Raw genomic sequence first — 19,849 nt, forward strand, 5'->3', positions numbered from 1 at the left:
GATATGCGTCGGTTAAACATCGAAACGTCCAAACCGCCCACATATCTCTTCAGATACTATCAATTTCAAAGAGCAGAAGACAAAAACAACTGACCGCGCTAAATCTTAGCGCAACCAACCGCCGTATCTCCAAGTATTTCCTGAACCCTTCCAGCCCATCGCCGCTACGTCCCGATCGTTTCCAACCGTCTTCGTTTCGGTAAGCCAGCTTTTAGGTACATCAATCAAAACCCGCAAGAGGAAAAATCACTTCCAGCGTCATCTTTCTGTTTCAACCAACGTTTATTGAGAATTTTCCCGCAAGAAGATGAAAATCCCGGCACCGCTTACCTAACGGAAACACGGTCTTGGCCAGAAAAGCGAACGAATCTCGTGCGAATCTAACACAAGATCAAACGTGAATCGGCGCAAGCCCCCCCCCAAACCGACTCAATTCCCCAAATCAAACCAAAGCTCAGCACGAATAGGTAATTTGCCCACCGCAAATCGTCAGGGCGACACCCAACTCAGCTATAGATTCGGGGGCAACCGCCTCTACGTCCCCCGTCAGCATCACCACATCCGCCGCAAGCCCGACGGACAGACTGCCAGTAACAGCTTCACGATGTGCGGCCCATGCCCCGCCAGCCGTATAGGCGTGCAGGCTTTCCATCAAACCAAGCCGCTCATCTACCCCCCCCGAATATGGGGGGCGAGTTTGCGACGCCCCAAGGCCGCGCAACACCGATACATCTGTCACGGGCCAATCACTGGCGAAGGCCACCTTTGCCCCCTGCTCCACCAACGAACGGCACAGATACGCATCTGCCCAACGCGTGGCTCCGATCACTTCCATCGTCGGCAGCAGCGCAAAATCCATTGTGCCGGGCGCATGCGGCGGCTGTAGACTGGCCACGATTCCCAACGCACCCAGCCTTGGCACATCTGCCTGGTCAATCAGCTCGATATGTTCAATCCGGTGACGCATGTCGCGCAGACCATTGGCACGCGCGGCGGCCTCATAGCCGTCGATGGTATTGCGCACGGCGCCATCGCCAATCGCATGTACAGCAATCTGCAAACCGCGTCGGTCGGCCTCAACGGCAATCTCGGCAAAACGTGCGGGCGCAAACAGCGGCTCTGCCCGATGCCCCGACATTCCGGGATAATCATTAAGCATATAGGCCGTACGGCTATCAATCACGCCATCCATGAACAGTTTGACAAAGCCGCTTTGCAGCCAGTCATCATTGTAATCGCGGCTCATCGCCTCGGCGCGATCAAGGGCTGAAAGCTCCATATGTGGTTTATAATGGAACGGCACCTTTACCCTTGCCGTCAAAAGCCCCTGCCGGCGCAAGCCGTCCAGCAGATCCAATGTAAAACGGTTGCCATCCATATTCACCATCGACGTAATGCCATGCATGGCACAATGGCGCAGGCCGGCAGCCACTTTGGCACGGTCAATCGCCATCTCTGCATCGCTCGGCCAGGGGGTCGGCTCTTCGCCCGTCGCAATGCCAAGGTTCAGTCGCGCCTCACCGCCCAAGGCGACCACGGGTGCAAAAGCCTCAAATTCGCGCAGTTCTCCTGTCGCTAATCCGTCCGGCCCCATGACCACCTCATGTCCATGCGGGCAGACAAGGCCGTGCAGAATACCCGCCGCGCGCAAAGCGGCGGTATTTGCCCAAACCGTATGATGGTCAGCGGCCGCCATTGCTATCGGGCGATCAGGCACCATCGCATCCAAATCGGCACGTGTCATCGGATGGTCAAGCATCGCATACCCCGCCCCTTGCGCCATCAACAGCGGCGCATCCCGGTTTTTCGCGGAAAAATCCGCGAATGCACGATGGAGTGCATCAAATCCGTACAACCCGCCAACCTGCAAATGCGTCAACTCGGCCCCGCCCAGCACCAAATGCAAATGGCTTTCAACAAAGCCGGGCAAAACCGTGCGCCCGTCTGCATCAATCACCTGACAGTTTGGGCCGGCAATTGCCTCAACCCTCTGTCTTGAACCGACAGCCAGAATTCGCCCCCCGCCCAAAGCAATCGCTTCGGCCCTCGGGCGGTTTGGGTCCATCGTCAATACCCGCGCGTTGGTAATAATAAGCTCGGCCTGCATTTTGCCCCCAATTCGCCTCACATTTTCCGGCACAGGCATACTGAATTTGATCGATACATCATTAACCTCGCGCGCTAGGCTGGCGTCAACCCGCATGCAAACCTCTGGCCTAACCTGACCGCAGCCTGACAAAATCAAGGTTTAAGGCAACGTTTTGGCGGAAATCCGAGCATAGGCCGCACGTCGGGCTTGACCCGTGCCGCCCCTTCGTCCTCTATCAGGACAAGGAATTTACTGGCGCAAGCCGGCTCAATAAGGAATTGCCAAATGTCCAACCCGTCCAGCCCCGGCAGTAACGTCGGCAAATCTGTCCTCGCGTCAGATCTAAAGATCACCGGTGACATCATTTCCAAAGGCAGTGTTGAGGTGATGGGCGATGTCGAAGGCTCAATCAACGCCGAAACACTGGTTCTTAGCCACGAAGGCAAAGTCAAAGGCACTATTTCCGCGAAAACGATTGACCTGCGCGGAACGTTAAACGGCAAGATTGACAGTACCACACTGACCCTGCGCTCGGCCGCACATGTAACAGCCGATGTCACCTATTCCGCGCTGACTATTGAAAGCGGCGCACAGGTTGAAGGGTCTTTCAAGATGACCAAAGCCTGATATCACCCCTTCGGTGGAATAGAATAGGTCAGCCCGGCACGTGCAACCGGGTCGGCATCATGGCCCTCGGACGTTATCATGACATCTCCGACGGCCAACACCCGCCCCAGCTTTAGCACCCGCGCACGTGCAATCAATGCGCGACCGGCGGCGGGCTTGCGCATGAAGTCTATGCTGCAGTTGGTGGTCACGGCCAAGGCAACTGGCCCCAGCCGCGCCAAAATCGCCAAGTACATCGCCACATCGGCCAAGGCGAAAATCGACGGCCCCGAAATCGTGCCCCCTGGCCGCAAATGCTGTGGTCCAACATCTAGCCGCAGCTCTAGAACCTCGGCATCGACGCTCAGCACCGTAAAATCATCTGCGACCTGCGGAAATTCACGCTGCAAAAACGCTGTCAACGCGGCACTATCCATTACAATCGTCATAAACCCTCTGCATTGCCTTTGGGAATTCTCTTCCCCTCACGCACAGCATGGCTAAACTCGACGCAATTGCCCAGCAAAACGAAAGCCCCCCAAATGACAAATCCAATTTTGCTGCACGAAGGTTTGGGGGGTGGCATTACCCGCCTGACTTTAAACACCCCGGGCAGCCTGAACGCTTTGTCGGATGCCATGCTGGCTGCCTTGTCAGACAGGCTGGTGCAGATTGCGCAGGATCGCACGATCAAAACTGTTATCCTGCGAGGCGCGGGCAAGGTATTCTGCGCAGGCCATGACCTAAAGGAAATGCAAGCGGGCCGCGCCCAGCCAGACAAAGGCGCCGCCTATTTTGCCGATCTGTTTGCCCGCTGCGCTGAGGTGATGAAGGCCATCACCACTTTGCCCCAACCTGTCATCGCCCAAGCCCACGGCATTGCCACCGCTGCTGGGTGCCAACTGGTCGCCAGTTGCGATTTGGCCGTTGCCGCGCAAGGAACGCGGTTTGGCGTCAATGGCGTGAACATCGGTCTGTTTTGTTCGACGCCTATGGTCGCGCTTACCCGCAATGTCGCCCCAAAACAGGCCTTTGAAATGCTGGTGACCGGCGAATTTATCGACGCCACCCGTGCCCGCGAAATTGGCCTGATCAACCGCATTGCCCCACCCGAGGCCTTGGATAGCGAAACCTTCGCCCTTGCGCAGGTTGTTGCGAGCAAGCTCGGCTCTGCCGTGCGCATCGGCAAACGCGCCTTTTATGATCAGGCGCAGATGTCTCTGGCGGAAGCCTATGCACATACCGGCGCAGTGATGGTCGAAAACATGCTGCAACGCGACACGGATGAGGGCATCCGCGCCTTTCTGGAAAAGCGCAAACCGGATTGGCACAGCTAGTTCTGTGCGACAACCCAACGCGCCAGCCCCATCGCGCCCAGTGCCATGGCAAAACTAGCGCCGATCATTCCCATCGGGCCAAAGCCCTCAAACAGCGCGGCGGCAAGCAACGGCGCAACCGCTGATGCTCCCAAGGACGAAATCGACAGCATCCCGCTGATCGCGCCAAACTGCGCCCGCCCCAGAGTTTCTGCCACAAGCGCCGGGCGCAAAATCGTCATGATCCCCATCGCGCCCCCCTGCAGGGCCGCAAACGCGAATATCAGCACCGCCGAGGCACCGACACCAGCCAGAAACACCGAAGCCGCAAGCATCATCGCGACCGTAATCGCCAAAACCCGCGATGTACCCATGCGGGCCTCGACCTGCATCAGCAAAAACCGCCCCAAGGTTTGGCTTGGCCCTACCAGCGACGCCGCCAGAACCGCCGAAGCATGGCTGACCCCCAGCCCGACCAACAGCGGCACCAAAAAACTGATCAAAATCCAGTGGTTCAGGCCCACAAGGCCAAACAGGCCCGCCAGCCCCCAAAACACCGGCTTGCGCAGCGCAGTCGATGCAAAGCCCTTATGACTGATTTCCACCTCCAACGCCGTATCGCTGCGGATCATTCGGCATCCCAGCCAATGCAATGGCGCAGTGGCCAACAGCATCACCGCCCCCGCAACTATAACCGCCACGCGCCAGCCATAGGCATCTGCCAACGCCGCCCCCGCCGGAAAGGCAAGGGTCGAGGCAAAACCCGCTACCAATGTCACTCGAATAATCCGCGGCCGCGCCTCGGCCCCGAAACGCCGCACCAAATAGCCAAAAGCTACCTCATATAGGCTTGCCGCCTGCGCCAAACCGATCACGGCCCACAGCGCCAGATACTGCCAAACCGCCCAAACCTGCGACAGGGCCAACAGGGCCACGCCGCCCAGCGCCGCCCCTCCGATCAGCAGCGCTTGGCCGCGCCCAATATCGACCTGCCGCCCCAAAACCGGGGCCAGCACTGCCGAAACGCCAATTGCCAACATCGGCCCCGTGGCAAACAGCCGCTTGTCCCAACCCAAATCGGCCTCAAGCGACAGGATCAGCGCCGCAAAGCTGTAAAACAAACAGGCGTAGCTTAGCGTCTGACCCGTTGCCAGCAGCCAGACGCCAAGCCCGCCCCGTTTCACAACAAGCCTGTCACAGCTTGTAAATCGCGCTGAACTTTTCCTCCAGATAGTCCAGCAACGGCCCTTCATGTGGCGCGAAACCACAAGCGCGCTCAATCACTTCGCGCGGTTCATACAGCCCGCCGTGCTGTTGCACATTTTCGCGCAGCCACGCCGTTGCCGCCGAGGTATCGCCCACAGCCAAATCTTCATCCAGCTTGGGCAAAGCTGCCCGCATCGCCTGATTCAAACAACCAGCATAAAGGTTGCCCAGACTATAGGTCGGAAAATAGCCGAACAACCCAACCGACCAATGCACATCCTGCAGCATCCCGTTCGACGGCTTATCGACGCCAAAACCGAAATCGGCCTTGAAACGGTCATTCCATGCGGCCTCTAAATCGCCCACAGCCAAATCACCCGAAATCATCGCGCGTTCCAGATCAAAGCGCAGCATCACATGCAGGTTATACTGCACCTCATCTGCCTCGGTCCGAATATAACCCGCGCGCACCTTGTTGACCGTGCCGTAAAACGCATCCGCATCTTTGGCATTGAAATCGGCAAACTGCGCCCGCATGCGGCTCATCAACCATCCGGTAAAGGCGCGGCTGCGGCCCAACTGGTTTTCATAGATCCGGCTCTGGCTTTCGTGCACGCCCATCGACACACCGGCACCCAAAGGCGTCAGCGCATAGTCGGGGTCGATGCCCAGTTCATAGCAGGCATGGCCGACTTCATGGATTGTCGAATAAAAACAGTTAAACGGGTCGCTTTCTACCACCCGCGTTGTAATCCGCGCATCCGACCCAGACCCCGATGAAAACGGATGCACAGCAAGGTCCAGCCGCCCGCGATCCCAGTCATAGCCAAAGGCAGTCGCCAACTCGCGCGCCACCTTCATCTGGCCTTCGGTGCCAAAGCGCCCCTCTATGCTGTCAGGCTGATGCTCGGCATCCAGAATCGCACCGCGCAAGGCAACAAGGCGCGGACGCATGCCGTCGAACATGGCGCCCAAACTGGCCGCAGTGGCGCCGGGTTCGTAATCATCAATCAGCGCGTCATACAGGCTACCGCCCTGCGCCAGACATTCCGCCTCTTCGCGGCGCAAATCGATCACCCGCTTCAGGCTGGGCAAGAACGCAGCAACATCATTGCTTGCCCGTGCCTCGGCCCAGATCCCCTGCGATACGGACGTCACACGCGCCAATTCTTCGGCCAACCGTGATGGCACCTTGGCATTGCGGGTAAAACTGCGGCGGATATGGCGCAGGTTCGCCTTTTCCACCTTGCCTTTGGCCTCGGCCTCGGCCAGCCAGCCTTCAAACCGCGGATCAGTGCGGCGGGCGTGCAGAACCGCCTCCATCGCACCGCTTTCCTCGGCACGCTGATTGGTGGCCCCGCGCGGCATCATGGTTTCCTGATCCCAGCCCAGCCGCCCCGCAACCTGGCCCAATGCCTCGGTTTGGCGTTGAAACGCCATCATGTCCTCATATGCAGTGGTGCGGATATTCATGCCGTGCCTTTCCGGATCGACCCCAAGCGGGGATATTGTGCCAAGTGCCGCGCCCGCAGGATCAGCACCCATAGAATGACTGCGCCCACCTGATGCGCAATCGCCGTATGCAGTTGCGCCGCCGTCAAAACGGTCACAATGCCCAAAACCACTTGCCCAAACAGCATTGTCATCATCCAGTTATAGGCCTGCCGCGTGGCCCGATGCGCAGACTTGCGCCCGCGCAGCCATACCACGATGCCAAAGACAAACACGCCATAGCCGCTCATCCGATGGACGAACTGCACCAAACCGGGGTTTTCAAAAAACGCATGCCAGATGGGCAGGCTACCCCCTGCCCCATCGGGTACGTAAAAGGCATCGGCGGGGAAAAACAATCCGTTCATATCGGGCCAGGTTGGAAAGCCGCGCCCTGCGTCAATACCTGCGACCAGCGCACCCAGCAGAATCTGCAAAAACGCGAAATGCAGCAGACCTGTCGTCATGCCAAACAGCTTGCCCTCACGCGCACGCCGCGCTTGCAGCAAATCGCCCTCGGTTCGACCCAGCAGAAAGACATACCACGCGATAAATCCAAAGATGATAAAGGCAAGGCCAAGATGCGTGGCCAAGCGGTAAGAGGCCACATCCACATTCTGCCCGCCGAGGCCTGAAGAAACCATCCACCAGCCAATAGCACCCTGCGCACCGCCCAAGACGCCGATGAAAAACAGGCGTCCGGTCCAGCCAACTGGGATCTTGCGGGTTACCAAAAAGCTCAGAAACCCCACGGCCCAGACCAGCCCGATCACCCGGCCCAGCTGCCGATGACCCCATTCCCACCAATAGATTGCTTTGAATCCGGTAAGGTCCATGCCTGTGTTTTGCAACTTATACTCGGGAATCGCCTGATACTTTTCAAACTCCAACGCCCAGGCGGCATCATCCATCGGCGGCAAAGCGCCGGTCACAGGCCGCCATTCCGTGATCGACAGCCCGCTGTCAGTCAGCCGCGTCAGCCCGCCGACAATAATCATCGCCATCACCAACGCAAAAAGCAGCATCAACCAAATGCGAATAGCCCCACGTGCCCCGCGATCTTTGCGCTGGATCATCCCGCCAACGGGGGCGCTGGCGCGGGTAACCTCGCCTACTTCTTCAAAAATACTGCGTTTTCCGGCCATACTGCGACTCCGATTTCAACTTGCGCAAAGACTAGGCTGTCACACAGGCCGCTACAAGAGCGCGCACCAAGCGGCTACCAGCAAAAGTCCCCTTCGTGCAAAAACACACTGTCACAAACTGCAACATCTTGTTGCAGCAAATATGCAACGCTACCAATGCTGCGTCGCGCAGCCACTGTAAGCCAATCACTCAAAGGCGTAAAAAGCGCCGAAGTTGTGATACACCAAGCCTTGGTTACATAAGGCCCGGATTCGGAAAGGACCCAAAATGAAATTTACAGCACTCGCAGCAGCTATCATCGCAGCAGCACCTCTTGCCGCCGTTGCAGGTAGCCTGGACGCCCCCCTTGCCGACACCCAGATCGCCCCAGCCGCAGTACCGGTCAAAGCTCCAAAGCTGGCCTTCACGCTCCGCGCAGGTATCAGCGGCGCGCCGGCCTATTTTGGCGCCAAAGACCTGAAAGCCGGCGCAGATTTCAGCTTTAGCCTGAACTATCTTGCTTTGCCAGGCGGTCGCTCAATCGGCAATGCAGACCCAAGTGCTACGTCCTACGGCTTTGCCCCACGCGGCTCATTCCGCTATATCGCCAAACGCTCGTCCAAAGACAACGCCGAGCTGAACGGTCTGAACGATGTCAAAGCATCGGCTGAAATCGGTCTCGGCCTCGGCTACACCCAGCGCTATTACGAGGCCTTTGCAGATATACGCTACGGCGCCATTGGCCACCATGCCTGGGTCGGCGAAATCGGCGCAAACGCCGTGATGCACCCGTCGGAACAACTCACGCTTCGCGTTGGCCCTCGGGTATTCTTTGGCAGCGGCGATTACGCCAACACCTATTTCGGCGTAACAGCTGCTGAATCCGCAGCCAGCGGCGGCGCACTTGCCGCTTATTCCGCCAAAGGCGGCGCCCTAAGCGCCGGGGTTGAGCTGGGCGCGACCTATGCCATCAATGACACATGGGGCGTCGATGGCGCGGTGCGTTGGGATAAATATCTCGGCGATGCAAAATCCTCGCCAATCGTACAGCAAGGCAAAGACAATAACGTTTCTTTGCGCATCGGCCTGACCCGCCGCTTCTCTTTCTAAGCAAACAATAAAACTAAATAAAAGGGGCCTCACCATGGGCCCCTTTTTCACGTTTTCCCTATCATTTATCTTCAAATATCCTCTGCGAAGCAAAGGTTTTTCACCGAAAAACCTTTTACGCCTGCCCGCCAAAATGCCGTACAATCTGGCGCAGCATGCCGTGCAATGTCGCCACTTCGGCCTTGGTCAGCCCCAAACGTGACCACATATTCCGCAGGCTCAGCTTCATACCCGGCACTTTGGCCGCCGGATGAAAGAAACCAGCCTCTTCCAGCTTTTCTTCGAAATGGTCACCCAGCTTTTCGACCTCGATCCGGGTGGCAAAATCAGTGCGGTTGAACACCATTTCCTCGGCCGAGGCCTCGCCGGTTTGCCGCTGCCACTCATACCCCAGCAACAACACACATTGCGCAAGATTCAGGCTTGGAAACTCGGGGTTCACCGGCACCGTAATGATCGCATTGGCCTGCACAAGGTCTTCATTTTCCAACCCGGCGCGTTCGGGCCCAAACATGAACCCAACCTTTTTGCCCGCGGCAATCATCCCGCGCGCCTGCGCCATTGCTGCTTCGGGCGTCATCACCGGTTTGGTCAACTCGCGCCCCCGCGCGGTCGTGGCAAACACATAGTCACAATCGCCAATCGCAGCTTGCACGTCGGCATACGGCCCTGCCTTATCCAACAACCGCCCCGCCCCCGAGGCCATCGCCACCGACTTTGGGTTCGGCCAACCATCACGCGGGTCAACAACACGCAAACGCTCTAACCCAAAGTTAAGCATGGCCCGCGCGGCCCCGCCGATATTCTCGCCCATCTGCGGCCGTACCAGTACAAACACAGGCGGTACTCGGTCAGCAACTGGCACATCAGCACTCGTCTCGGCATCACCCATTTCATCAGCCCCACTTGCAGCAATTTTCCGGCCTGATACGCTCGCTCAAACGCGATGGCAAGCAAAGGAGCAGATATGCCCTATGATCCAGGTACCGCCCGGCTGCTTCGCGATGATCTTGTTGGCCTGCCTGTAACCGAGAAAAAGATGTTCGGCGGCATCTGCTTTATGTTGAACGGCCATATGCTCTGCGGCACATTGGACGGCGGCGCAATGTACCGCGTGGGGCCGCAAGCCTATGACCACGCCCTTACCCTTGCTGGAACGCGACCGATGCTTTTCACCAAGCGCCCGATGAAAGGCTTTGTGGAATGCGCATTTGACGCCTTGCATGACGATGACAAACGCGCGGCCATTCTTGCACTTGCACTTAGTTTCGTAAAATCCTTGCCAGCCAAGTAGCCAAGCCGCGAAATCTAGGCTAAAGCCCGTGCAGCAATCAGGAGCACTACACATGGCCGAAGCAGAGCGCCCACAAATCTATCTTATCACACCGCCTGCATTTGAACTGGCAGCCTTCGGCGAGCAGCTTAAGGCCGTGCTGGATGCGCATGCGATTGCCTGCGTCCGCCTTTCGCTCGCTGCCCGCGACGAAGACGCCCTATCCCGCGCCGCCGATGCTCTACGCGAAATTGCCCATGCGCGCGACGTGGCTATTGTGGTCGAAGACCATGTGCTGCTTGCCGACCGCCATGGCCTTGATGGCGTGCATCTGACCGACACGCGCAAGAATATCCGCAAGCTGCGGGCCGAAATGGGGGCTGATGCGATTATCGGCGCATTTTGTGGCACAACCCGCCATGATGGCATGAACGCGGCCGAGGCAGGTGCCGATTACGTTTCCTTCGGTCCCATCGGTGCCAGCACCCTGGGCGATGGAAACAGCGTCGACTATGACATCTTTGAATGGTGGTCCGCGATGATCGAGGTGCCTGTGGTTGCCGAAGGCGCACTCAATGTCGAGCTGGTCGAACGGTTCGGCCCTGTCACCGATTTCTTTGGCATTGGCTCTGAAATCTGGGCCAGCGAAAACGCCTCGGACGCGTTGAAGAAACTGCTGGCACCTTTGGGCTAATTGAAAGCAGCATGGGGCGCCGGCGCCTCATGCGCCGCCCGGATCACGGCTTCGCAATGCGCGGCCAAATCTTTCCGTCCCTTAAAATCATCTATGGCAACGGCGGGGTGAAAGTTGATTTCCACCCGCCCTTGCCTTGGCTGCGCCAATATACGCAATAAATGCGGTGCAAAATCCATATCTCCCCACCATCCATAAAGACGCGCATCCGCGCCCCTGGGCGCGATATAGCGCACAGACACGGGCTGGATATGCATCACATGCTCCATCCCATGCGTGAAAAACGCCGCAAACAGTGTTGATTTAAAAGGCAAAACCCTCAGGCTGTCGGTGCTGGTACCTTCGGGAAAAAACAACAACCGGTGCCCCGCCCGCAAGCGTTCTTCAAACACGCTCTGCTGCGTTTTGGCCTCGGCAGGGTTACGCGCGATGAAAACAGTCCCCGTGGCCCGCGCCAACCAACCAATGCCCGGCCATTTCGCAACCTCGGCCTTTGAGACAAAATACACCCGATCACAGGCATTCAAGACGAAAATATCCAGCCATGACGCGTGGTTTGCGACAACAGCACCGCGCACCTGCATCGGCACGCCACGCCGGGCCAAGCGCAAACCGATAATCCAAAGTGCCGCCTTGCAAACTCCTTGGGGAATAAAGGGCGTCACCGGCCGCGCCGCACCGCACAAAGGTGCCTCAATCGCGCGCACCAACAATAGTGCAGCCAATCCACCATAAGTGACAGCTGCAAAAGGGATAATCCGAACCAGTACCAATAGCCAGCCCAAAGCCCCTATCGCGGCCGGTGGCAATTCATCTTCACGCCAATTGGTCATGCCTCTGGCGCTTTCTTGCGCTCATAAAACTGCCGATGCCTGGCCGACATCAGGCCGGTATCCATCACCAAGCACACATCGGTTGTGTTGAATGCGTGGTCGATATAGGCCCCATCACCAACAAACCCGCCCAAGCGCAAATAGGCCTTGATCAAAGCAGGCGTTCCCAACATCGCCGCCCGCCGGTCCAAATCGCCCTCGGAAACCAAATCCATCGGCAGCGCGTTTGGCCCAATCGCCCGCACACGTAATACCTCGGGCGCCAGATGTTTGTGGTGCAAATAGGCCAAAGGCTGCGCCAAGGCCTGCACATCTGTGCCATGAAAGCTTGCGGCGCCAAACATCACCTCGATGCCACGCGCCAAGACATAGTCGGCCAAGGCATTCCACAAATGCAACATTGCGCTGCCCCCGCGATAGTCAGGATGCACACAAGACCGCCCTAATTCCAACAATTTCCGGCCGCTGGCCCGCAATGCCGTCAGGTCGAACTCATCCTCGGAATAAAACTGCTGTCCCATAGTCAGCTTGGCCCCTGGCAACAGACGGTATACCCCCACAACGTCTTCCAGCGCCGCCGCGTCGCGCCGCGTGTCAATCAGCAACAGATGGTCAAATACTGCGTCGAACGCGTCCCGCTCCAGTTGCGCCTGATGGTCGACTAACGGCCCATCAGCCCCCAGCTCCTGCACGAATACCCGATAGCGCAACCGCTGTGCTGCCGCCAAATCGCGGCTGTCTTGCGCAAGGCGCAGCGTGAAATGACGTTCCTCGGCCTGCATCATACCCTCATGCTAAGCGGTTAACGCAGCTTTAAGTTGGGGCAGCCCGGAATACAACATCGACAGCAAGACCCACAGTTTGCGAAATTCGCCGGCAATTCACAATCCTAGGTTGAAAATCAAATCTCATCCGCCTAGGCTTCGGCCTCACCACTCCAGACCGGTTGCAATGAAATGACCCGCCCATCAATCACTACCTTTCCCTGATGCTCAAAATTAACCGTAATTCTGTCCCCAACGCGCGATTGCACCTGCCCAAGGCCCCAATCGGGCTGCCCCGGATGGCGCACAATCATCCCCGGTTCCAAAATCGAATTCATATTCCGCTCCTAACCAGAGGCCCCAATGACCGACCAGACAGACCTTGCCGCCCTTCTCGGTTCCCGCATTTGCCATGACCTTATCAGCCCGATCGGCGCAATCGGCAATGGGGTAGAGCTGTTGATGATGGAAGGCGGACCCGTTTCACCCGAGCTGACCTTGATTGCCGAAAGCGTTGCCGCCGCCAACGCGCGCATTCGTTTTTTTCGCGTCGCTTTTGGCCTTTCAACTGGCGAGCAAAAGATCGGCCGCGCTGAACTTGCGAAAATCCTTGCCGATACAACCCTCGGCAGCCGGGTTTCTATCGATTGGCAACCCGACGTGGGTATCCCCCGAAATGAGGCCAAGCTCGCCTTTCTCGGCATATTATGCTGCGAATCCGCCCTTGCCTTTGGCGGACGTATTACTGTCACAATGTCCAACGGCAAATGGCAAGTTCGCGCCAACGCCAAACGCCTGCGGATAGAGCCCGAGCTTTGGGACAGCCTCGCCAGCCCGAAACCCGAGCTCGCCCCCGCCCAAGTGCATTTCGCGCTTTTCTCCCGTGAAATCAGCCAACAAAAACGCCGCCTGGTCACCGAAATCGCCGAGACCGATATTCACCTCGGCTTCTAGGTTAACAGGACTTGACGGCCTCCGCCCCTAGTGCTTGGCTCAATGCTGCAATAGCCGAGCCAAGCATATGTTAATCCAAGCCCGCTTCCCCCAAGACCACAATGCCCTGCGCACACTGTTTCTCGGCTATATCGAGGCGCTCTGCGCCGCCATGCCCGAAGACCGCGCTGCAATCACGGCCAAGTACAACCCTGACAACGTCTCTGACTGGCTTGTCAAATTTTCTGAAATTCACTGCCCGCCCCATGGCTGCCTGCTCATCCATTGGGAAAATGATCAGCCTCTCGGTTGCGGCATGCTGCGCGAATTTGAACCCGGCATCGCCGAAATCCAACGGCCGTTCATCAGCGAACATGCCCGCGGCCGCGGACTCGCCCGCCAAATCAGTCTCGCGCTTATGGACCACGCGCGGGCCGTCGGCTTTCACACTATCAGACTTGATACCGCCCGCCCGCTTACCGGTGCAATAGCGCTCTACCGGTCGCTAGGTTTCAAAGAACGCAGCCCCTACCACAACCTGACCCCGCAGATGGATCACTTCATCGTCTACTTCGAACGCCCACTCTGACCCACATCATCTTGGCCAAAATACCTCCGCCGGAGGCTCCGCCCTCAATGCCGCAAATCAGGCCCGACAGGTTCCATCCCCGGTCACCAGATATTTAAAGCTGGTCAACTGCTCTGCGCCTACCGGCCCCCGCGCATGCATCTTGCCCGTGGCAATGCCAATCTCGCCGCCCATGCCAAACTCACCGCCATCAGCAAACTGGGTCGAGGCATTGTGCATCAAAATCGCGCTGTCCAACCTCTGGAAGAACCGCGCCGCAACTGCGTTATTCTCGGTCAAGATCGATTCCGTATGGTTTGACCCAAACTGCCGAATATGCGCGATAGCCCCGTCAACGCCGTCGACTATCTTGGCGGCTATGATCATGTCCAGGAACTCATGGCCAAAATCATCTGGCCCCGCCTGCACCACACCCGGCACCGCAGCAATCTCGCCATCTCCACGCACTTCAACGCCAGCAGCCAGCAGATCCGTAACCAGTACCGCGCCATGTTTGGCCCAAAACGCCCGATCAATCAGCAAACATTCAGCCGAGCCGCAAATCCCCGTTCGCCGCGTCTTGGCGTTTATCACCACCCGCCGTGCCTTTTCCAGATCGGCCTCACCATCGGCATAAACGTGGCAAATACCTTCCAGATGCGCAAACACCGGCACCCGTGCCTCGCGCTGCACAAGGCCGACCAAACCTTTGCCGCCACGCGGCACAATCACGTCGATATGGTCCACCGCCCGCAGCATTTCGGCCACCATCTCGCGATCACGCGTGGGGATCAGCTGGATCGACGCCGCAGGCAAACCCGCCTGCACGCAGCCTTTGACCATGCAGGCATGGATTACGCTTGAGGAATGGAAGCTTTCCGAGCCACCGCGCAAAATCACCGCATTACCGGCTTTCAGGCACAGCGCACCCGCATCGGCCGTCACATTCGGCCGGCTTTCATAGATCACGCCGACAACCCCCAAAGGCGTGCGCACGCGCTGAATGTGCAGGCCAGTAGGCATATCCCATTCGGCAATCACATCACCAACAGGGTCGCGCTGCTCGGCGATCGTGCGCAACGCATCCACAATGCCACGAATGCGTGCTTCATCAAGCCGCAGCCGGTCCAGCATCGCATCTGACAGGCCCTTATCCATACCAAATGCCACATCCTTGGCATTGGCCGCGACAATCTCATCCCTTGCCGCCCAAACTGCTTCGGCAGCCCCGATCAGCGCCGCATGTTTGCGCTCGGCACTGGCAAAGGCAAGTTCGGCCGCCGCCGCCCGCGCCGCCTGGCCAATCTCTACCATCATCTGGTTTGCTGAAATCTCGCCCATGCCGTGTTCCTTGCTGAAAATCTGCGCCCGAAATAGTCTTTATTGTCACGGCATGCAATGAATTGCCGGTTTCGATTGGCTGCAATCGCGCCAACATGCTAGCAAGGTCCCAGCAAACAAGCGAAACCAGATTGTGACCGACACTCTTTTACCCGCAAGAATTGAAACCAGCCAAGACGAAGGCGCAACCCGCCTCGCTCTGCACGGCGCGTTCTCGCTGGTTATCCTGACGCCACTTGTCCGCGATCTGACCCGCGCCGTGGCCTCTGGCGCTGTAACCATAGACCTGACCGCCGTTTCCCGGCTTGATAGCAGTGCTGCATGGGCCATCTGCATCGCCGAAAAGGACGCAATATCTAATGGCCAAAGCTTTCAGATCACAGGCCTAAGCGAAGAGAGCAAAACGCTGTTAGGGGCTATAAAAAAGGCACTGCCACAGCCAGATACCGCCCACCCCAAACCCCTGCGACTCTCGGATCGGTTGGAAAACGTTGGCCGCACCATTGCTGCCTCAGGGCAGTTCTTGCTGGAGCTTCTGGGCTATCTTGGCCTGTTCATCGACCGCATGTTCCGTTCCATCCGCCACCCAAGCACCTTTCGCTTTACCGCGCTTGTCCATCACTGCACCGAGGTCGGCGTCAAAGCCGTGCCTATCGTCGCGCTGATGTCCTTTCTCATTGGTGTTGTGCTGGCCTTTCAAGGCTCGACCCAGCTGCGCCAATTCGGGGCGGAGGTCTATGTCGTTGACCTTATCGCCATCTCTGTTCTGCGCGAATTGGGCATTTTACTGACGGCCATCATCGTTGCAGGCCGCACTGCTTCGGCCTTTACCGCCGCAATCGGGTCGATGAAAATGCGCGAGGAAATTGACGCCATGCGCACCCTTGGCATTGATGTCGCAGGGGCGTTATTCGTGCCGCGCATTCTGGCCTTGCTTTTGATGCTTCCGATTCTGGGCCTTATCGCCAACATATCGGGTCTTGTAGGTGGTGGATTGATGTCCTGGATCGATCTTGGCATCTCGCCCGGTATGTTCCAGACTCGGCTGATCGAGAATACCGGGATCTGGCACCTGCTGATCGGGATGATCAAAGCGCCATTTTTTGCCCTGATCATTGGCATCGTCGGTTGCCATGCGGGTATGCAAGTGGGCAGCAACGCCGAAAGCCTTGGTCAGAAAACCTCTGCCTCGGTTGTCACCGCGATTTTCGCTGTTATCGTCACGGACGCAATCTTTTCCATCTTTTTCGCGCAGGTAGGTGTATGACCGAAACCGAAAAAGAGATCGTGATCCGCATCAGAGGCTTGCACAACCAATTCGGCCACCATGTGGTGCACCAAGACCTTGATCTTGATGTCTACCGCGGCGAGGTGCTGGGCGTTGTTGGCGGCTCGGGCACAGGGAAATCGGTGCTGCTCCGGTCAATCTGCGGGTTGCAAACGCCCAAAGCCGGCGAAATTGACGTTCTCGGCACCAATGTTCTGACTGCCTCGGATGATGAGCGCAGCCGGCTAGAGCGTCGCTGGGGCGTAATGTTCCAAGATGGTGCGCTGTTTTCCTCGTTGAACACCCGTGAAAACATCGAGGTGCCGATGCGCGATATTGTGGGGTTAGACCCTATATTGCGCGCCCAAATGGCCGACCTGAAAATCGCCCTTACCGGCCTGCCCTATCTTGCTGGCGACAAGTTCCCATCCGAGCTTTCTGGCGGTATGCGCAAACGGGCAGGCCTTGCCCGCGCACTCGCCCTCGACCCCGAAATTCTGTTTCTCGATGAACCTACTGCTGGCCTCGACCCGATTGGTGCGGCCGAATTTGACATCTTGATCCGCCAACTGTCGAAAAGCATGGGGCTTACGGTCTTTCTCGTCACCCATGATCTTGATACCCTGCACGCAACCTGCGACCGTATCGCTGTGCTGGCTGAGAAAAAAGTGCTCGTCACCGGCACAATGAAACAGATGCTTGATGTCGAACACCCTTGGGTGTTTGAGTATTTTCATGGCCCCCGCGCCCGCGCCGCGATGGATGCCATACCTGCCAAGAAAGCCGATTAAGCTATGGAAACCCGTGCAAATTATATACTTATCGGGATGTTCACCATCATCGGCTTTGTCGGCATGTTGGCATTTGCGCTCTGGTTTGGCAAAATCCAGCTTGATAAACAATTCGCCTATTACGATGTCAAATTTACCTCTGTCTCTGGCCTCGCCCGCGCATCCGAAGTGCGCTTTGCAGGCCTGCCCGTCGGTCAGGTGACCGAGGTAAAACTCTCGCCAGACAATGACGGCACCATCCTTGTCCGGCTGGAAGTGGCGCAAAACACACCTGTTCGCGCCGGCTCTTTGGCCACAATCGAAAGCCAGGGCGTCACAGGGGTTTCCTATGTTGGCATCAGCCCGGGCGAAGCGACTGACCCGCTGCTGCGCGACATTTCTGATCTGCCGATCCCGCGTATTGCTGCAGGCCGCTCGATGTTGCAAAGCCTGACCGAAGACGCACCAGCCCTGCTGACCGAGGTGCTGGATATGGTGCGCGAAATGCGCGGGCTGATCAGTACGGAAAACATCACCCGCATCGATACTATCCTGAAAAACGTTGAAACCGCCTCGGAAGGGTTTGCCAAATCGCTCGATGATTTTTCAAAGGTTTCGGGCGCGATAGCCAGTTTTTCCGATGATATTTCCAATTTCAGCAGCATGGTAAAAGGCATCACCACAAAGGCCGAAAAGCTGTTTGATACCGCTGACAAAACCTTGGTCGCCATCAATGATCTGGCCAAGGAATCCCAAACCACAATGGCCACCGGCACCAAAACGCTGGACCAAACCACCCAAACCATGAAACTTGCCGAAACCTACATCTCCCATGACCTAAAGGCCGCCACGCAATCCCTGACCGATGGGCTGCAAGAGACCCGCGATCAGGTGGCCAAGGTCAGCAATGACGCGCGCACCATGCTGGCCGAGTTTCAGAAATCAGGTGTCGCTGCCAATGCCCGGCTGGCCGAGCTGGAAGCGACCATCAAAGCCGCCGATGCTGCCATCGCGCAAATGGATGAAACCTTGGTGTCGATGGACAAAGCGTCGATCAACTTTGATAACCTTGTCACCATTGACGGCGCCGCCTTGGTTGCCGAGGCCCGTGCCGCCATAGCCCCAATATCAGCCGCCGCAAAAACCGATCTACCCGCAATGGTTGCCGATATTCGCGCGGCCACGGCTACCGCCAACAAAGTGATGACAGATGTCGGCAACTCCCTCACCTCGGCCAGTGCCAAGGTTGATACCGTGATGGGCGACGCCAGCACTGCACTTGCTGCAGTCACCGACAGCTTTACCCGCGCCAATACCACACTCGATGCGATTAACTCTGCCCTTGCCGTGGGCGAACGCACCCTCGTCGCGGCCGAAAAAACCTTTAATGGCGCCGACCGCGTGATCAACGAGGATGTCAGCGCCATTGTCACAGACCTGCGCCGCACAATCGACGGGCTGGATGCCGCGATTGCCGGTGTCTCGGATGCTATTCCGGGCGTGACCGCCGATCTGCAAGCGGCGTCAAACGCGGCGCGAGAAACCTTTGAACGCGTGTCGCGCGTGGTCGCCGCATCCGACCCGCCAATCCGCGATTTCACCACGGTTGGCCTGCCACAATACACCAAACTGGCGCGTGAAACCCGCGATCTGATAACCAACCTTGAACAGTTGACCAAACAAATCCAGCGCGATCCCGCGCGCTTCTTCCTTGGGGGCGACACCCCTGTTTACAAACGCTAATTTGAAAGAGGCCAGCATGACACCGCGCCCTTATTTGCTCGCGCTTGCCACCGCTACAATCTTGTCGGGCTGCTCGGCAATTTCTGCCCTCAGCGGTGCCGCGACCCCGCTGGATGCCTATGACCTTGCCGCCCCGGCAACGCCAATTGCCGCCCGCGCTGCGACGTCACGGCAATTTGTGGTCGAGGTTCCCACTACCCCCGGCGCGCTAAACACCGACCGGATTCTTATCCGCCCTCACCCCCTGCAAGCCGCCTACCTGCCCGATGGTAAGTGGGCCGAAGACGTGCCGGTGATGATGCAAACACTGTTGGTCCGCAGCTTTGAAGATACTAACGCTTTCCGCTATGTCGGTCGCCGCCCTTTGGGTGCCTCGGGCGACTATGCATTGGTCACAGATCTGACTGACTTTCAGGCCGAAGCCTCTCCCGATGGCAAAACCGCCGCGATCCGCCTGCGATTGACAGCCCGCTTGGTTCGCGAAGATGATGCTGCAATTCTTTCCAGCCGCAGCTTTACCAGCAGTGCCCAAGCCGCCAGTACCGACACGCTTGCGCTCGTCGAAGGCTTTAACACCGCAAACCAGACCCTTCTGTCGGATGTCACCAAGTGGGCGCTAGCGGCTTTGAATATTGGCCTGAAACGCTAATTTCATCTTGGTAGAAATACCTCGGGGGGAATGGGGCTTCAGCCCCAGGGGGGCAGCGCCCCCGCCCCCCC

21 protein-coding genes are annotated in these 19,849 nt (G+C 57.8%); 11 read left to right on the forward strand and 10 right to left on the reverse strand.

Features of this window, described 5'->3' with window-relative positions:
* Positions 1-454 precede the first annotated feature (454 nt).
* Positions 455-2,107 carry an amidohydrolase gene (locus AKU79_RS02200; protein WP_050521996.1) on the reverse strand — a complete coding sequence of 551 codons (1,653 nt, stop codon included), beginning with the start codon at positions 2,105-2,107 and terminating at the stop codon, positions 455-457.
* 267 nt (positions 2,108-2,374) lie between these two features.
* Here AKU79_RS02200 and AKU79_RS02205 point away from each other — a divergent pair, with 267 nt between their 5' ends.
* Positions 2,375-2,716 carry a bactofilin family protein gene (locus AKU79_RS02205; RefSeq protein ID WP_050521959.1) on the forward strand — a complete coding sequence of 114 codons (342 nt, stop codon included), beginning with the start codon at positions 2,375-2,377 and terminating at the stop codon, positions 2,714-2,716.
* Between the two features lie 2 nt (positions 2,717-2,718).
* On the opposite strand, the gene AKU79_RS02210 is transcribed toward AKU79_RS02205, so the two are convergent.
* Positions 2,719-3,144 (reverse strand): PaaI family thioesterase, encoded by a 426-nt coding sequence (locus tag AKU79_RS02210; RefSeq protein ID WP_050521960.1) that lies wholly within the window; start codon positions 3,142-3,144, stop codon positions 2,719-2,721.
* A 93-nt stretch (positions 3,145-3,237) separates the two neighbouring features.
* On the opposite strand from AKU79_RS02210, the gene AKU79_RS02215 reads away from it, so the two are divergent.
* Positions 3,238-4,032, forward strand: coding sequence for an enoyl-CoA hydratase (locus tag AKU79_RS02215; RefSeq protein ID WP_050521961.1), 795 nt, complete (start codon positions 3,238-3,240; stop codon positions 4,030-4,032).
* Here AKU79_RS02215 and AKU79_RS02220 read toward each other — a convergent pair.
* From AKU79_RS02220 to ctaA, 3 genes are read right to left on the reverse strand one after another with little or no spacing between them, the layout of a single operon-like run.
* Positions 4,029-5,195, reverse strand: a complete 1,167-nt coding sequence (locus tag AKU79_RS02220) for an MFS transporter (protein ID WP_050521962.1) — start codon at positions 5,193-5,195, stop codon at positions 4,029-4,031. The two genes, AKU79_RS02215 and AKU79_RS02220, sit on opposite strands and share 4 nt — an antisense overlap.
* Positions 5,196-5,205: 10 nt before the next feature.
* On the reverse strand, positions 5,206-6,690 hold the full coding sequence (locus tag AKU79_RS02225) for a carboxypeptidase M32 (RefSeq protein WP_050521963.1): 1,485 nt from the start codon (positions 6,688-6,690) through the stop codon (positions 5,206-5,208).
* Positions 6,687-7,853: a heme A synthase gene (gene ctaA / locus AKU79_RS02230; RefSeq protein ID WP_050521964.1), complete on the reverse strand. Its 1,167-nt coding sequence runs from the start codon at positions 7,851-7,853 to the stop codon at positions 6,687-6,689. Before ctaA ends, AKU79_RS02225 begins: the two co-directional genes overlap by 4 nt.
* 268 nt (positions 7,854-8,121) lie before the next feature.
* Here ctaA and AKU79_RS02235 point away from each other — a divergent pair, with 268 nt between their 5' ends.
* The gene (locus AKU79_RS02235; protein WP_050521965.1) at positions 8,122-8,943 is read left to right on the forward strand and encodes a MipA/OmpV family protein; all 822 of its coding nucleotides are present in this window, start codon (positions 8,122-8,124) and stop codon (positions 8,941-8,943) included.
* Positions 8,944-9,058: 115 nt separating this feature from the next.
* Here the strand turns inward: AKU79_RS02235 and AKU79_RS02240 are convergent, their stop codons facing one another.
* A complete protein-coding gene (locus AKU79_RS02240; RefSeq protein WP_050521966.1) occupies positions 9,059-9,835 on the reverse strand; it encodes an RNA methyltransferase in 777 nt (258 codons plus the stop codon).
* Between the two features lie 75 nt (positions 9,836-9,910).
* Here AKU79_RS02240 and AKU79_RS02245 point away from each other — a divergent pair, with 75 nt between their 5' ends.
* Together AKU79_RS02245 and AKU79_RS02250 are read left to right on the forward strand one after the other, a co-directional pair.
* A complete protein-coding gene (locus AKU79_RS02245; protein ID WP_050521997.1) occupies positions 9,911-10,237 on the forward strand; it encodes a TfoX/Sxy family protein in 327 nt (108 codons plus the stop codon).
* Positions 10,238-10,289: 52 nt separating this feature from the next.
* Positions 10,290-10,910 carry a thiamine phosphate synthase gene (locus tag AKU79_RS02250; RefSeq protein ID WP_050521967.1) on the forward strand — a complete coding sequence of 207 codons (621 nt, stop codon included), beginning with the start codon at positions 10,290-10,292 and terminating at the stop codon, positions 10,908-10,910.
* Here AKU79_RS02250 and AKU79_RS02255 read toward each other — a convergent pair.
* The 3 genes from AKU79_RS02255 to AKU79_RS02265 form a co-directional block, all read right to left on the reverse strand.
* Positions 10,907-11,743: a lysophospholipid acyltransferase family protein gene (locus tag AKU79_RS02255; RefSeq protein ID WP_050521968.1), complete on the reverse strand. Its 837-nt coding sequence runs from the start codon at positions 11,741-11,743 to the stop codon at positions 10,907-10,909. The two genes, AKU79_RS02250 and AKU79_RS02255, sit on opposite strands and share 4 nt — an antisense overlap.
* Entirely contained in the window at positions 11,740-12,525 is a 786-nt protein-coding gene (locus tag AKU79_RS02260) for a GNAT family N-acetyltransferase (RefSeq protein WP_050521998.1), read from the reverse strand. The genes AKU79_RS02255 and AKU79_RS02260 overlap by 4 nt, the downstream gene beginning before the upstream one ends.
* Before the next feature lie 134 nt (positions 12,526-12,659).
* The gene (locus AKU79_RS02265; protein WP_050521969.1) at positions 12,660-12,845 is read right to left on the reverse strand and encodes a DUF3553 domain-containing protein; all 186 of its coding nucleotides are present in this window, start codon (positions 12,843-12,845) and stop codon (positions 12,660-12,662) included.
* A gap of 25 nt (positions 12,846-12,870) precedes the next feature.
* On the opposite strand from AKU79_RS02265, the gene AKU79_RS02270 reads away from it, so the two are divergent.
* Together AKU79_RS02270 and AKU79_RS02275 are read left to right on the forward strand one after the other, a co-directional pair.
* A complete protein-coding gene (locus tag AKU79_RS02270; RefSeq protein WP_050521970.1) occupies positions 12,871-13,461 on the forward strand; it encodes a histidine phosphotransferase family protein in 591 nt (196 codons plus the stop codon).
* Between the two features lie 67 nt (positions 13,462-13,528).
* The gene (locus AKU79_RS02275) at positions 13,529-14,029 is read left to right on the forward strand and encodes a GNAT family N-acetyltransferase (RefSeq protein WP_050521971.1); all 501 of its coding nucleotides are present in this window, start codon (positions 13,529-13,531) and stop codon (positions 14,027-14,029) included.
* A 57-nt stretch (positions 14,030-14,086) separates the two neighbouring features.
* Here the strand turns inward: AKU79_RS02275 and AKU79_RS02280 are convergent, their stop codons facing one another.
* Positions 14,087-15,349, reverse strand: coding sequence for a glutamate-5-semialdehyde dehydrogenase (locus AKU79_RS02280; RefSeq protein WP_050521972.1), 1,263 nt, complete (start codon positions 15,347-15,349; stop codon positions 14,087-14,089).
* 133 nt (positions 15,350-15,482) lie between these two features.
* Between AKU79_RS02280 and AKU79_RS02285 the strand changes: the two genes are divergently transcribed.
* Genes AKU79_RS02285 through AKU79_RS02300 form a run of 4 tightly spaced genes read left to right on the forward strand, consistent with a single transcriptional unit; the run spans position 15,483 to position 19,778 of the window.
* Positions 15,483-16,616 carry an ABC transporter permease gene (locus AKU79_RS02285; RefSeq protein ID WP_050521973.1) on the forward strand — a complete coding sequence of 378 codons (1,134 nt, stop codon included), beginning with the start codon at positions 15,483-15,485 and terminating at the stop codon, positions 16,614-16,616.
* Entirely contained in the window at positions 16,613-17,407 is a 795-nt protein-coding gene (locus tag AKU79_RS02290; protein ID WP_050521974.1) for an ABC transporter ATP-binding protein, read from the forward strand. Before AKU79_RS02285 ends, AKU79_RS02290 begins: the two co-directional genes overlap by 4 nt.
* 3 nt (positions 17,408-17,410) lie before the next feature.
* On the forward strand, positions 17,411-19,129 hold the full coding sequence (locus tag AKU79_RS02295; RefSeq protein ID WP_050521975.1) for an MlaD family protein: 1,719 nt from the start codon (positions 17,411-17,413) through the stop codon (positions 19,127-19,129).
* A 16-nt stretch (positions 19,130-19,145) separates the two neighbouring features.
* On the forward strand, positions 19,146-19,778 hold the full coding sequence (locus AKU79_RS02300; protein ID WP_050521976.1) for an ABC-type transport auxiliary lipoprotein family protein: 633 nt from the start codon (positions 19,146-19,148) through the stop codon (positions 19,776-19,778).
* Positions 19,779-19,849 lie beyond the last annotated feature (71 nt).

It is taken from the genome of Pseudorhodobacter wandonensis, assembly GCF_001202035.1.
GTDB lineage: Bacteria > Pseudomonadota > Alphaproteobacteria > Rhodobacterales > Rhodobacteraceae > Pseudorhodobacter > Pseudorhodobacter wandonensis.

Coding starts and splice junctions, on each gene's coding strand:
- AKU79_RS02200 (WP_050521996.1), bottom strand. CDS start 2,107: ATGCAGGCCGAGCTTATTATTACCAACGCGCGGGTATTGACGATGGAC.
- AKU79_RS02205 (WP_050521959.1), top strand. CDS start 2,375: ATGTCCAACCCGTCCAGCCCCGGCAGTAACGTCGGCAAATCTGTCCTC.
- AKU79_RS02210 (WP_050521960.1), bottom strand. CDS start 3,144: ATGACGATTGTAATGGATAGTGCCGCGTTGACAGCGTTTTTGCAGCGT.
- AKU79_RS02215 (WP_050521961.1), top strand. CDS start 3,238: ATGACAAATCCAATTTTGCTGCACGAAGGTTTGGGGGGTGGCATTACC.
- AKU79_RS02225 (WP_050521963.1), bottom strand. CDS start 6,690: ATGAATATCCGCACCACTGCATATGAGGACATGATGGCGTTTCAACGC.
- ctaA (WP_050521964.1), bottom strand. CDS start 7,853: ATGGCCGGAAAACGCAGTATTTTTGAAGAAGTAGGCGAGGTTACCCGC.
- AKU79_RS02235 (WP_050521965.1), top strand. CDS start 8,122: ATGAAATTTACAGCACTCGCAGCAGCTATCATCGCAGCAGCACCTCTT.
- AKU79_RS02240 (WP_050521966.1), bottom strand. CDS start 9,835: ATGGGTGATGCCGAGACGAGTGCTGATGTGCCAGTTGCTGACCGAGTA.
- AKU79_RS02245 (WP_050521997.1), top strand. CDS start 9,911: ATGCCCTATGATCCAGGTACCGCCCGGCTGCTTCGCGATGATCTTGTT.
- AKU79_RS02250 (WP_050521967.1), top strand. CDS start 10,290: ATGGCCGAAGCAGAGCGCCCACAAATCTATCTTATCACACCGCCTGCA.
- AKU79_RS02255 (WP_050521968.1), bottom strand. CDS start 11,743: ATGACCAATTGGCGTGAAGATGAATTGCCACCGGCCGCGATAGGGGCT.
- AKU79_RS02260 (WP_050521998.1), bottom strand. CDS start 12,525: ATGCAGGCCGAGGAACGTCATTTCACGCTGCGCCTTGCGCAAGACAGC.
- AKU79_RS02265 (WP_050521969.1), bottom strand. CDS start 12,845: ATGAATTCGATTTTGGAACCGGGGATGATTGTGCGCCATCCGGGGCAG.
- AKU79_RS02270 (WP_050521970.1), top strand. CDS start 12,871: ATGACCGACCAGACAGACCTTGCCGCCCTTCTCGGTTCCCGCATTTGC.
- AKU79_RS02275 (WP_050521971.1), top strand. CDS start 13,529: ATGTTAATCCAAGCCCGCTTCCCCCAAGACCACAATGCCCTGCGCACA.
- AKU79_RS02280 (WP_050521972.1), bottom strand. CDS start 15,349: ATGGGCGAGATTTCAGCAAACCAGATGATGGTAGAGATTGGCCAGGCG.
- AKU79_RS02290 (WP_050521974.1), top strand. CDS start 16,613: ATGACCGAAACCGAAAAAGAGATCGTGATCCGCATCAGAGGCTTGCAC.
- AKU79_RS02295 (WP_050521975.1), top strand. CDS start 17,411: ATGGAAACCCGTGCAAATTATATACTTATCGGGATGTTCACCATCATC.
- AKU79_RS02300 (WP_050521976.1), top strand. CDS start 19,146: ATGACACCGCGCCCTTATTTGCTCGCGCTTGCCACCGCTACAATCTTG.